Source organism: Flavobacterium lipolyticum, assembly GCF_020905335.1.
Taxonomy (GTDB): Bacteria; Bacteroidota; Bacteroidia; order Flavobacteriales; family Flavobacteriaceae; genus Flavobacterium; species Flavobacterium lipolyticum.
On the sequence record NZ_JAJJMN010000002.1, the window covers coordinates 731,824 to 744,834 of the forward strand.

A 13,011-nucleotide genomic window follows, 5' to 3' on the forward strand; every position below is an offset into this window, starting at 1 on the left:
CTGAAAGACCTGTAAAACCAAGCCTTGAAAGATTTTTTAACAATAAAATACCGTTAAGTTAAAATAAAAAATGCTTTTTTATGAAAATAACTACTATATTTGCAACCGAATCAAAGAATTAAAAAATAAAACAAGACATGATTTCTAATCAATTACATCATCATCATTTTCATTATTGCTCTCAGGCGATGTGTTAATGGTATGCGTGTAAATCATCATATTTTAAAACCCGTTTGAGTACATCAAACGGGTTTTTTTATACCACTTCTTTGTACTCAGACTATTTAATACTAAAAAACTAAAAAAATGAGTACATTAAAAATTGCAATTCAAAAATCAGGTCGATTAAACGAAGACAGCATTCAAATTCTTAAAGATTGTGGTATTTCAATCAACAACGGAAACGATCAGCTTAAAGCCGAAGCTTCCAACTTTCCTTTAGAAGTTTTATACCTTCGAAACTCAGACATACCGCAGTATTTAATTGATGGAGTGGTAGATCTAGCTATCGTTGGTGATAATTTACTTGTGGAGAAAGGCCGACAAATCGAAGTAATTCAAAAACTGGGTTTTTCTAAGTGCAAAGTTTCTGTTGCAGTTCCCAAAACCTTTGAATACAATTCGATACAGGATTTATCAGGTTTGCGTGTTGCAACCTCATATCCTAATACCGTAAATGAGTATTTTAATTCTTTTGGACTGACAGTCGATATTCACCAAATTTCGGGCTCAGTAGAAATTGCTCCTAATATCGGACTTGCAGATGCCATTGTTGATATTGTTTCAAGCGGAAGCACCTTATTCAAAAACAATTTAAAAGAGGTTGAAGTAATTCTTAAAAGTGAAGCTGTTCTCGCTGTTTCACCAAAAGTATCACCCGAAATTCAAAAACACATTGATACTTTAAAATTCAGAATCCAGTCCGTTTTAAGAGCTAGAAACTCCAAATACATCCTAATGAACGTACCTAACGATAAAATCGAAGCAATTGGAAAAATTCTGCCGGTGCTTCGAAGCCTTACCGTTTTGCCGCTTGCACAGGAAGGATGGAGCAGCGTTCACTCGGTAATTGATAAAGACACCTTTTGGGATGTAATTGACCAATTAAAAGAGGAAGGAGCAGAAGGAATCTTAGTGTGTCCAATTGAGAAAATGGTTCTTTAAATGCACTTCGTGCGCTGTAAGCAATAAGCTTTAAGCTATATGCTGACAGATTAAAGAAAAAACAAAACTGCTTATAGCCTAAAGCTTAAAGCCTAAAGCATAAAAAAAATGAATAAAATAAACAATCCGAAACTAGATACCTGGTCAGAAATACTAAAACGACCAACTAAAACGATCGATGATATTGAAGTTACAGTAAAGGAAATCTTTAAAGAAGTACAGAAAAAAGGGGATGAAGCTGTTGCTAAATACACTTCAATTTTTGACGGAATTGCTCTGGAAAACTATGAAGTTTCATCTGAAGAGATTCAGGAAGCCAATAGTAGCATTTCAGAGGAACTAAAAGCGGCTATTCTGTTAGCAAAAGAAAACATATATAAATTTCACAGCGCTCAAAAAACAGATAAGATCTCGATTGAAACGACTGAGGGAGTCAACTGCTGGCAGGAAAAGAGACCTATTCAAAAAATTGGCTTATACATTCCGGGAGGAACAGCACCTTTGTTTTCAACTGTTCTAATGTTGGCTGTTCCTGCCGGAATTGCAGGCTGTAAAGAAATAGTACTATGTTCTCCGCCTGATAAATCCGGGAAAATAAACCCTGCAATTCTATATGCAGCTACTTTATGCGGTGTAACCAAAATCTTAAAAGTGGGAGGGATTCAGGCCATTGCCGGAATGACATTCGGAACAAAGTCAATCCCTAAAGTATATAAAATTTTTGGACCTGGAAATCAATTTGTAACTGTAGCAAAACAGTTGGCAACTCAATTTGGAGTAGCCATCGATATGCCTGCCGGACCTTCAGAATTGCTGGTCGTAGCTGATGACACCGCTGTACCAGCATTTGTTGCCTCCGATTTACTGTCTCAGGCAGAACACGGAACAGACAGTCAGGTAATTTTGGTTTCGACTTCTAAAAGATTAATTCAAGCCGTTGAAAAGGAGATCCAGATTCAAATTGAAGAACTTCCCCGAAAAGCAATTGCCAAGAAAGCCATTGAAAACTCAAAACTAATTTATGTAGAAAACGATCAAATCGCTTTAGATTTAATTAACGAGTATGGACCGGAACATTTTATAATTTGCTCACAATATGATGATTTCTACTGTAACGGAATTATCAACGCAGGTTCTGTGTTTATAGGCAATTACACCCCTGAAAGTGCAGGAGACTACGCGTCAGGAACCAATCATACTTTACCAACAAACGGCTATGCTAAAAATTACAGCGGCGTAAACCTGGACAGTTTTGTTAAATCAATGACCTTCCAGAAAATATCTAAGGAAGGCATTCAGAAAATTGGCAGCGCCATTGAAATTATGGCTGAAGCTGAAGGATTACAAGCTCACAAGAATGCAGTGACATTGCGATTAAAGAGTTTGAAGGAAAGAGGATAGAGGCAAGAGTCAGGAATATAGAAGCAAGAATATAGAGCAAAGACTATAGAACATAGAAGTAAAGGATATGGTATTGACTGACCAGATAAAAAGTCTACTATCTTGCCTCTTGGCTCTATTATCTATTCTCTAAAGAAAAAACAAAAAAAATGAAATTCGATATAAACACGATAACAAGAGAGAATGTAAAATCTTTGAAACCTTATTCTTCAGCACGTGATGAGTTTGAAGACTTTGATACTGCCGACATGATTTTTTTGGATGCGAATGAAAATCCGTTTCAGACTGGAGTAAATCGTTACCCTGATCCACAACAACTTTCGGTCAAAGCCATTTTAGCGAAGAATAATAAGGTAAAAGCAAACCAGATTTTATTAGGAAACGGAAGTGATGAAGTTCTCGATTTACTATTCAGAGCGTTCTGCGAACCTAAAACAGACAATATCATTTCGCTTCCGCCAACTTATGGGATGTACAGCGTTTTGGCAGATATTAATGCCGTCGAGAACAGAGAAGTTTTACTTTCAACTGATTTTCAGCCACAAGTAGATCAAATCTTAGATGCTGTTGACGATTCGACCAAAATTATCTTTTTATGCTCTCCAAACAATCCTACGGGAAATTCATTTTCAGACGAGAGCGTTGTAAAACTACTTCAAAACTTTAAGGGTTTAGTTGTGATTGATGAGGCTTATATAGACTTTTCAAAAAAGGAAAGCTGGTTGACGGAGATAGACGAATATCCAAATTTAATCATCACGCAAACCCTTTCAAAAGCCTACGGACTAGCAGGAATCCGTTTAGGAATTTGTTATGCTTCCGAAGCTGTGATTTCGGTTCTCAACAAAATAAAACCTCCTTATAACGTAAACGAATTAACCCAGCAGAGAGCTATAAATCGTTTGAATGATCCTGAAAGGATACAGAATGAAATAGCTTCAATTATCGAACAAAGAGAAGAACTAATTAAAGTTTTACTTGAGGTTGATTTTGTAGAAAAAGTATATCCAACAGAAGCTAATTTTGTTTTGGTAAAAGTAGACGATGCCAATAAAAGATACAATCAATTAATTAAAAAAGGAATTGTAATCCGAAACAGAACCAATCAGCCTTTATGTGAAAACTGCCTTCGTTTGACGATTGGGATTCCGGAAGAAAATGCTGTTTTGATTAAAGAATTGAAATTATTGAAATAAAACTTAACCGCAAAGCTCGCAAAGAATTACGCGAAGTACGCAAAGTTTTCTTGCCACAGATTATATAGATTAAAAGAATTTTTATTTTGCCACAAATTTCTCGAATTTTCACTAATTCAATTCGTTTTAATTCGTGAATTCGTGGCGAAAAATTAAACACAAGGAATAAAAAAATCATTATAATCTATATAATCTGTGGCAAAACAAAAATATAAACTATGAAAAAAGTACTTTTTATCGATCGTGACGGAACGATTGTTTTAGAACCTGAAAATTACCAATTAGACGCTTTGGAGAAAGTAGAATTTTATCCAAAAGCTTTTCAATACTTAGCTAAAATTGCCAACGAATTAGATTACGAATTGGTAATGGTTACCAATCAGGACGGTCTGGGAACGGATAGTTTTCCGGAAGAAACGTTTTGGCCAACACAAAATTTTATCTTAAAAGCTTTTGAGAATGAAGGAATTAAATTTGATGCAATTTTCATCGACAGATCTTTTCCGGAAGATAATGCCCCAACAAGAAAGCCAAGAACCGGGATGCTGACACAATACATCGATAACCCGGAATATGATTTAGAAAATTCTTTTGTTTTAGGAGATCGTTTGACGGATGTTGAATTAGCTAAAAATCTGGGAGCGAAGGCTATTTTTATTAATGATAATGATGGAATCGGGAGCAATGAAATTTCATCCAAGCGTGAAGAATTAGACCAAACGATTGTGCTTCAGACAATGAGTTGGAAAACCATCTATGAGTTTTTAAAATTAGAAGCACGTTCAGCCTCAATTACACGTAAAACGAATGAAACAGACATTTTTGTTAATTTGAATCTGGATGGAACGGGAAAAAGTAAAATCGAAACCGGAATTGCATTTTTTGACCATATGTTAGATCAAATTTCCCGCCACGGTCAAATGGATTTAGAAATATTGGTTAAAGGTGATCTGGAAGTAGATGAACACCACACCATTGAAGATACGGCAATTGCTTTGGGAGAAGTTTTCGCCAAAGCATTAGGAAACAAACTGGGAATCGAACGTTATGGCTTTTGTTTGCCTATGGACGATTGCCTGGCACAGGTCGCAATCGACTTTGGCGGAAGAAACTGGCTGGTTTGGGAAACCGAATTCAAACGCGAAATGGTGGGTAAAATGCCAACAGAAATGTTTTTTCACTTCTTTAAATCATTCTCAGATGGTGCAAAAGCAAACATCAACATCAAAGCTGAAGGAACGAATGAGCATCACAAAATCGAGGCAATTTTTAAAGCTTTCGCAAAAGCGATAAAAGTGGCAGTGAAAAGAGATACGGAGAAAATGATTTTACCTTCAACAAAAGGAATGTTGTAAATCGCTATAAGCTATAAGCAATAGGCAATAAGCCTAAAGCTTAAGGCTTAAAGCATAAAGCTTTTATTAATGAAAATAGTAATCATAAACTACGGTGCAGGAAATATTCAAAGCATCATGTTTGCAGTGGAAAGACTCGGTTTTAAAGCGGTTTTGAGCAATGACCCTGATGAAATTCAAAAGGCCGACAAAGTAATTTTTCCGGGAGTAGGTGAAGCAAGTTCGGCAATGACTAAACTGAAAGAAAGCGGTTTGGATCGTTTGATACCGAACTTAAAACAGCCTGTTTTAGGAATCTGCCTCGGAATGCAATTAATGTGTAATGCTACGGAAGAAGGAAATACTCAAGGTTTAGGAATTTTTAACGTAGACGTCATAAAATTTTCGTCTAATGTAAAAGTACCACAAATGGGATGGAATCAGATTTATAATCTAAAATCTGATCTGTTTAAAGACATTGCCGAGAATGAATTTATGTATTTGGTACACAGCTTTTATGCCCCAAATTGCCAATATATGATCGCAACAACAAACTATGATACAGAGTACGCGTCGGCATTACAAAAAGATAATTTTTATGGAACGCAATTTCACCCCGAAAAGAGTGGTGATGTTGGGGAGAAAATTCTTGAGAACTTTCTTAAACTAAGTAACAAAGAATAAAATCCAAATTCCAACAACGTAAGAAAATCTAAAATCTAAAATCAGAACTCTAAAATTTAGAAAAATGAGAATAATACCCGCCATAGATATTATCGACGGAAAATGTGTTCGCTTATCGAAAGGCGATTACGACACTAAAATAATTTACAATGAAAATCCTATCGAAGTTGCCAAATCATTTGAAGCTCATGGAATCGAATACCTGCATTTAGTAGATTTAGACGGTGCAAAGTCAAATAAAATTGTCAATTACAAAATCTTAGAGCAAATTGCGACACAAACCAGCTTACGAATTGATTTTGGAGGCGGTTTAAAATCAGATGAAGATTTAAGAATTGCTTTTGAAAGTGGGGCAAACCAAATTACAGGCGGAAGTATTGCTGTAAAAAATAAAGAAATATTCCAAAAATGGATCTCTCAATATGGTTCTGAGAAAATTATACTGGGCGCTGACGCCAAAGACGAAAAAATTGCCGTTTCGGGCTGGTTAGAAAATTCAGACGAAGATTTGATTCCGTTCATTCAGGAGTATCAAAGCAAAGGAATTCAATACGTTATTTGTACCGATATCGCCAAAGACGGAATGTTAGAAGGCCCAAGTTTTGATTTGTACGGCAAAATTTTAAAAAACTGTAATGTCAAATCGAGCGAAGTCGAAATTAAATTGATCGCATCAGGCGGAATTTCAACATTCGATGAATTGCCTAAACTAGCCGAACTGGGCTGTGAAGGAACAATCATTGGAAAAGCAATCTACGAAGGGCGCATTAGCTTAAAACAATTAGAGAATTTTATAATTAGAAAATGAGATAATTGGAAAATGAGAAAATTAGATAATTTGATAATTCAAAAACAATCGTAAAAAAGAAATTATCTAATTGACTAATTATCACATTTACCAATTCCCTAATTAACACATTAAAGAAATGTTAGCAAAAAGAATCATACCCTGTTTGGATATAAAAAATGGGAGAACCGTAAAAGGGGTTAATTTCGTTGATCTTCGTGATGCAGGGGATCCTGTTGAGTTGGCAGAACTGTATTCAGCAGAAGGTGCCGATGAACTGGTTTTTCTGGATATTTCAGCCACTGAAGAACGCCGTAAAACGCTTGTTACTATGGTTCGAAATGTCGCAGAGAAGATCAATATTCCATTTACCGTCGGAGGTGGAATTTCAAGCGTTGAAGATGTTGAAATTTTACTGAACAACGGCGCAGATAAAGTTTCGATCAATTCCTCGGCAGTCAAGAATCCACAGTTAATTAATGAATTGGCTCAGAAATTTGGAAGTCAGTGCGTGGTCGTCGCTATCGATGCCAAACAAATTAACGGGCTATGGATCGTACATTTGGTAGGAGGAAAAGTACCAACCGAACTCAACTTATTCGATTGGGCAGTTGAAGTGGCAAAACGTGGTGCAGGAGAGATATTATTTACTTCGATGGACAATGACGGTACTAAAAACGGATTTGCGAATGAGGCACTCGCTAAACTTTCAGCACTCGTTAATATTCCGATAATTGCCTCGGGTGGCGCAGGAAACATTCAGCATTTTGTCGATTCATTTAAGAAAGGCAAAGCCGATGCAGCCTTAGCCGCAAGTGTTTTTCACTTTAAAGAGATTGAGATTAAGACTTTGAAGCAAGAGCTTAGGAATAATGGTGTTGAAGTCAGAGTTTAGAGCACAGAGAATAGAAAATAGAACAAAGAGAATAGACTAAAGAAAAAAAAGATTCTGGTAATCTACAATCTGAACTCTAAAGTCTAGAATAAAAAGGGCAGGATATAATTAAAAAACCAAAAGAATTCAGCAATCTAAAATCTGAACTCTAAAATCTAAAATAACTATGAACGTAGATATTAAAAGTGCACACGGATTAATTCCGGCAATCATTCAGGATGCAGAAACCAGGAATGTACTGATGCTGGGATATATGAACGAAGAATCACTTCAAAAAACAATAGAAACACAAAAAGTAACCTTTTTCAGCCGATCCAAACAAAGACTTTGGACTAAAGGTGAGGAAAGCGGTAACTTTTTAAATCTGGTAAGCATTAAAAATGACTGCGATGGAGATACACTTTTAATCCAGGCAAACCCTGTAGGACCAACCTGTCACACAGGAGCAGACACCTGCTGGCAGGAAGAAAACAAAGAAAACTACAGTTTCATTTCTACCTTAGAAAGTACTATCAAGACCCGAAGGGAAAATGCTGATTCAGAAAAAAGTTATGTCGCTTCACTATTCGAAAAAGGAATTAACAAAATAGCCCAAAAAGTCGGTGAAGAGGCCGTTGAAGTCGTTATTGAAGCTAAAGACAATAACGATGATTTATTTCTTAGCGAAAGCGCCGATTTACTTTTTCACTACCTTATCTTATTACAAGCCAAAGGCTATCAGCTTAATGATGTTGTTGATGTTCTGAAAAAGCGTCAGAAGTAAAAAGTTTAGTTTCAGGTTTCAAGTTTCAAGTTTCAGGTTTCAAGTTTCAGGTTTCAAGTTTCAGGTTTCAAGTTTCAAGTTGTGTGAGGTAACCTGAAACCTGAAACCCGAAATTTACTCTCCAAACTTCGACTTCATTTAGTACACCAAAAAATACTATTTAGTAGAAAATAATACTTTTATGAAACTATTTATTGGCCTACTTTTACTTTTAATACCAACATTAAATTATGGTTACAAGAAAAATGAACTACCATATCCAATTGCTATATTAAAAGCAGATCTAATTGTAGACGGAACTATTACCAAAGTTTCTAAAAATGAATATGAATTTGCGATAACACAATTTGTAAAAGGTAAATCAGATTCGAAAATCAAGGTTTCTATATGGAAAGAATGGTTATGTGATCCCAGAATTAAAGAATTAAAAACTGGTCAGAGATTAATTTTATTGTTAGAAAAAACAACTCACAACAATTTTGCTACAATTAACAACAGTACTGGTGAATTGTATATAGATAATAATAGTTTTATAAATATATTTCTTCCGAAAGACTTCTCGACTCCAGAGATTTTTAAGAAAGGCATTTTAATGTTTATAGAAACTTATAAATTTTATGGCGATTCAAATGACAAGTTTTTTCAAAATGTATATTTTGAATGTAATAAATCTATTTTTGAAATTTATCTCATGAAACAAAATAATAGTACCTTTAATTTCCTAGTGAATTATACTAATTATTTTAAAATAAAGGAAATACACCCAGTCTTCCAAATCAAGAATTTACAAATATTTGGTTAAACAAAATTATCCATGAACTGATAATGTCAGTATTTTTTAGTTTCAATGAAAAGTCCCAACGGGACGAAATATTTCTAAAAAAACTATCGCCTCTCACGAGAGCCCCAGCGGGGCGGCATGTATATTACCTGTAGATCATCAAATATAGCGCTCCGATGGAGCTTTCTCAAAAATGTATTTAATTTTTAACTATAATTATTTCATTCCTGGCAGAATTAAAATGAATTGAAAATCCCTCTATTCAGTAAACTCAAAAACAGCAAACTCCTGTGGTTGATGAAAACCAAATCTAGAACTTTTATAAGCTTGTAAAGCAAGATATTCAGTGGTATTACCGTAATCAATTCTAAAAGCATTTCCTCGCCACTTAGTTCCCGCTTTTGGTGTTGAAAAACTACCGTTTTTAATCGTATTCAGGCTTGAGAAAGGAATTTTAATTTCGGTATTGAATCCTTCGTTCGTTATTTTGCTTTGTGTTTCCAATCCCAAAACATCAAACGCTATACTCATGTTCCATCCGCCACAAGCTGGTGAGATACACTTTAACAATAAATCATAATAAGAAGAGTAGGCATTGACCCCAATTTCGAGATAATTTTCCCCATTACCGTCTGGATCTATAAAAATTTCAACTAAATCATCAGTGTTAAAAATTTCAGTGTCTTTTTGCTGTGCCTTACCCATAATTTTAGAATCAATCGAACGATAGGCGATATACAGATTATCATTGTCCCATGCAAAAGAAACATACGTATCCTGAGTCGCCTTTTTTCCGGAATCATGAACCACAAAAGGCCCAAGAAAAGAAGTCTTCCAATCTGATAAATTGCCATCAATAGTAACTTTTTGAATAGTTCTTGGAATAAGAATATTTTGCGAATAAGTTGTGATCGAGCACATCAAACAAAGCAGGATAGTAATTTTAAGATTTCTCATAAATAACATATATGAATTTGATAAGCTAAAATACAGAAGAATAAACGAATTTTAACATTAATTTTTAGAATCCTCACTATAAAATCAGTCAAAACTTGATTCGAATGTTTACATTTGTTGAAGTGTAAACGGCTCAAAAAGCCTTCTTAATTTCGACTAAAAGAAAATATCTGCTTCATATGAAAAAATACTTAGGTGGCGTCTGTATCGCCTTTCTATTTGGCTTTACTGCCAATGCACAAGGACTTTTGAATAAGTCAGAAACTACTTTTACACATCAGGACACTTTACGCGGAAGCATTACAAAAGAAAGAGCCTGGTGGGATTTAAAATACTATCATCTTGATGTAAAAGTGAGCCCAAAAGAGAGAACAATTTCAGGTTCGAATACAATCCGTTATACTGTTTTAACCCCATACGACAAGATGCAGATTGATTTGCAGGAACCTATGCAAATTACGAAAGTAACACAGGGGGGAAAAGAATTACAGTTTAAGAGAGATGGAAATGCCTTTTTTATTACGCTGACTGAAAAGCAAAAAATAGGTGATACCAAAGAAGTGGTAGTGAGTTTTACCGGAAAACCAAGAGAAGCCGTTAAGGCACCCTGGGACGGTGGAATCAGCTGGAAAAAGGACAAAAACGGTAAAGATTTTATCGCTTCATCCTGTCAGGGACTGGGAGCAAGTGTATGGTGGCCGAACAAAGATCATATGTACGATGAAGTCGAGAACATGATGATCAGCGTAAACGTTCCCGGAGATCTTACCGATGTTTCAAATGGAAGATTAAAAAGCGTTAAAAAGGAAAAGGATGGAACTAAAACCTTCAACTGGTATGTTTCAAATCCCATCAACAACTATGGTGTAAACATCAATATTGGGGATTATGTTAATTTCTCAGAAGTATACAAAGGCGAAAAAGGAGATTTAGATTGTAACTATTATGTTTTAAGAGACAATCTTGCTTTGGCAAAAGAACAGTTCAAAGATGTACCGAAAATGCTAAAAGCTTTTGAAAACTGGTTTGGACCTTATCCATTTTATGAAGACAGTTACAAGCTGGTTGAAGTACCTTATCTGGGAATGGAACACCAAAGTAGTGTGACTTACGGGAATGGCTATAAAAATGGTTATTTAGGACGTGATTTAAGCGGAACAGGCTGGGGATTAAAATTTGATTTTATCATCATCCATGAATCTGGTCACGAATGGTTTGCCAACAATATCACGTACAAGGACATTGCCGATATGTGGATCCATGAAAGTTTTACTAATTATTCAGAAAGTCTTTTCCTGGAGTATTACTACGGAAAAGATGCTGCTGCAGAGTACGTAATTGGATGCCGTAAAGGGATTCAGAACGATAAACCTATCATTGGTAATTATGACGTAAACAACGAGGGGTCAGGCGATATGTATCCAAAAGGAGCTAACATGCTGCACATGATGCGTCAGATCATAAATGATGATGCCAAATGGAAATCGATTTTAAGAGGTTTAAATAAGACTTTTTATCACCAAACTGTGACAAGCAAGCAAATCGAGGATTACATCAACACACAATCCGGAATTAATTTTAATAGAGTATATGCTCAATATTTGACCACAACAAAGATCCCGGTTTTTGAGTATATGTTTAAAAACGGAACTTTCGGTTACCACTGGACCAATTGTGTCTCTAAATTTGACATGCCCGTGAGAGTAAAATTAAACGGAGTTGAAACATGGTTAAAACCAACAACCGAATGGCAATCAGAAAAAACTACTGATGAATCACGTAAAGTAGAAGTAGATAAAGATTTTTATGTAACGACTTCTAATATTATAGAATAAAGCACCTAAATGGGAATCGCTATTTGCGGACGCATTCAGAAGTAAATCGATTTTAACAAAAATTAAACAAAAGGGCCTGTTTTGAAAATCAAAATTGGCCCTTTTGTTTTGGAGTTATTTTTCTTTTAGAATGGGATTTTGACACCGCACAAAACACACCTGCCTCTAAGCCTCTGAATAAAATTTTAAAAGAAAACCCCATTTGACTCTTTTGAGGTATTTTAAGGGTTTGTTTCTTCTAAATATAACACCCGTTTTATTAAAAAAAGATTTTATTCTATTCTGACTGTGCTTAAATTTATAACTTAAATACAAATGAATTTAGTTTTGAGAATCAGTATTCCTTCTTCTATTTACTATATAACCAAACAGAGCAGCTGTAAAAAACATGATAAGACTATATACAGCGGCTGGTATACTCATGACACTATTCCCAATTACATTTAATGCAATAAAAATAGCCAGTGTGCCATTATGAATTCCTATTTCCATCCCAATAGCAATTGATTGTTTCTTATTGATACTTAACAACAACGGAGTATAATATCCAATTACCATACTTATTATATTAAACACCAAGCAAGCTAATCCTACTTGTTGAAAATAGCCCAGGAATTGATCCTTTTCCTTGATAATAGCCCCAATGATAATAAGCACTAGAAAAACAGCTGACATTGCTTTTACGGGTTTCTCCATTCTTCTTGAATTTTTTGGACAACGATAATTAATAAGCATTCCAATAGCAACCGGAACAAGTACAATTATAAATATCTCAACTATTTTTTTAAATTGCATGGGGATAACCTGCTCGTCAATCATAAAAACATCAATCGCTTTATTGACTATAAAAGGAAGCGTAAATAATGTCAGTACACTATTTACTGCTGTCAGTGAAATATTTAAAGCCACATCACCTTTTGCTAAATGACTGTAAAGATTAGCTGTTGCACCACCGGGAGATGCAGCTAATAGTATCAGACCAACGGCAAGTTCAGGACTAAGATTAAACGATATACTAACACAAAAACAAATAATGGGCAAAAGTATCATCTGACACAATAAACCTACAAGAATTGCTTTTGGGTAATAAATTACGTTTTTAAAATCATCCATTTTTAAATTTAGTCCTAAGCCTAACATGATAATACCAAGAGCAACAGGAAGCAACTGGGTTAACAAAGAATTTTGTTCCATAATTAAATTAATTAAAATTG

Annotated in this window: 12 protein-coding genes; 10 read left to right on the forward strand and 2 right to left on the reverse strand. The window is 35.0% G+C overall.

Features of this window, described 5'->3' with window-relative positions; translation table 11 throughout:
• Positions 1–306: 306 nt before the first annotated feature.
• From hisG to LNQ34_RS19715, 9 genes are all read left to right on the forward strand, one after another.
• Entirely contained in the window at positions 307–1,164 is an 858-nt protein-coding gene (gene hisG / locus LNQ34_RS19675; protein ID WP_070908082.1) for an ATP phosphoribosyltransferase, read from the forward strand.
• A gap of 108 nt (positions 1,165–1,272) precedes the next feature.
• Positions 1,273–2,565, forward strand: a complete 1,293-nt coding sequence (hisD, locus tag LNQ34_RS19680; protein WP_230000953.1) for a histidinol dehydrogenase — start codon at positions 1,273–1,275, stop codon at positions 2,563–2,565.
• Positions 2,566–2,714: 149 nt separating this feature from the next.
• Complete coding sequence (gene hisC, locus LNQ34_RS19685; RefSeq protein WP_230000954.1) at positions 2,715–3,761, forward strand: histidinol-phosphate transaminase; 1,047 nt, start codon at positions 2,715–2,717, stop codon at positions 3,759–3,761.
• 218 nt (positions 3,762–3,979) lie between these two features.
• A complete protein-coding gene (hisB, locus tag LNQ34_RS19690; RefSeq protein ID WP_230000955.1) occupies positions 3,980–5,116 on the forward strand; it encodes a bifunctional histidinol-phosphatase/imidazoleglycerol-phosphate dehydratase HisB in 1,137 nt (378 codons plus the stop codon).
• Between the two features lie 69 nt (positions 5,117–5,185).
• On the forward strand, positions 5,186–5,779 hold the full coding sequence (gene hisH / locus LNQ34_RS19695) for an imidazole glycerol phosphate synthase subunit HisH (RefSeq protein ID WP_230000956.1): 594 nt from the start codon (positions 5,186–5,188) through the stop codon (positions 5,777–5,779).
• Between the two features lie 64 nt (positions 5,780–5,843).
• Complete coding sequence (gene hisA / locus LNQ34_RS19700; RefSeq protein ID WP_230000957.1) at positions 5,844–6,587, forward strand: 1-(5-phosphoribosyl)-5-[(5-phosphoribosylamino)methylideneamino]imidazole-4-carboxamide isomerase; 744 nt, start codon at positions 5,844–5,846, stop codon at positions 6,585–6,587.
• 118 nt (positions 6,588–6,705) lie between these two features.
• A complete protein-coding gene (hisF, locus tag LNQ34_RS19705) occupies positions 6,706–7,461 on the forward strand; it encodes an imidazole glycerol phosphate synthase subunit HisF (protein ID WP_230000958.1) in 756 nt (251 codons plus the stop codon).
• A gap of 160 nt (positions 7,462–7,621) precedes the next feature.
• On the forward strand, positions 7,622–8,224 hold the full coding sequence (hisIE, locus tag LNQ34_RS19710; protein ID WP_346432375.1) for a bifunctional phosphoribosyl-AMP cyclohydrolase/phosphoribosyl-ATP diphosphatase HisIE: 603 nt from the start codon (positions 7,622–7,624) through the stop codon (positions 8,222–8,224).
• A 181-nt stretch (positions 8,225–8,405) separates the two neighbouring features.
• Positions 8,406–9,026 (forward strand): hypothetical protein, encoded by a 621-nt coding sequence (locus LNQ34_RS19715; protein ID WP_230000960.1) that lies wholly within the window; start codon positions 8,406–8,408, stop codon positions 9,024–9,026.
• A 237-nt stretch (positions 9,027–9,263) separates the two neighbouring features.
• On the opposite strand, the gene LNQ34_RS19720 is transcribed toward LNQ34_RS19715, so the two are convergent.
• Positions 9,264–9,962, reverse strand: coding sequence for a carbohydrate-binding family 9-like protein (locus tag LNQ34_RS19720; RefSeq protein WP_230000961.1), 699 nt, complete (start codon positions 9,960–9,962; stop codon positions 9,264–9,266).
• Positions 9,963–10,141: 179 nt separating this feature from the next.
• Between LNQ34_RS19720 and LNQ34_RS19725 the strand changes: the two genes are divergently transcribed.
• On the forward strand, positions 10,142–11,797 hold the full coding sequence (locus LNQ34_RS19725; RefSeq protein WP_202704321.1) for a M1 family metallopeptidase: 1,656 nt from the start codon (positions 10,142–10,144) through the stop codon (positions 11,795–11,797).
• A 321-nt stretch (positions 11,798–12,118) separates the two neighbouring features.
• Here LNQ34_RS19725 and LNQ34_RS19730 read toward each other — a convergent pair whose 3' ends face one another.
• On the reverse strand, positions 12,119–12,991 hold the full coding sequence (locus LNQ34_RS19730; RefSeq protein WP_230000962.1) for a bile acid:sodium symporter family protein: 873 nt from the start codon (positions 12,989–12,991) through the stop codon (positions 12,119–12,121).
• Positions 12,992–13,011: the final 20 nt, after the last annotated feature.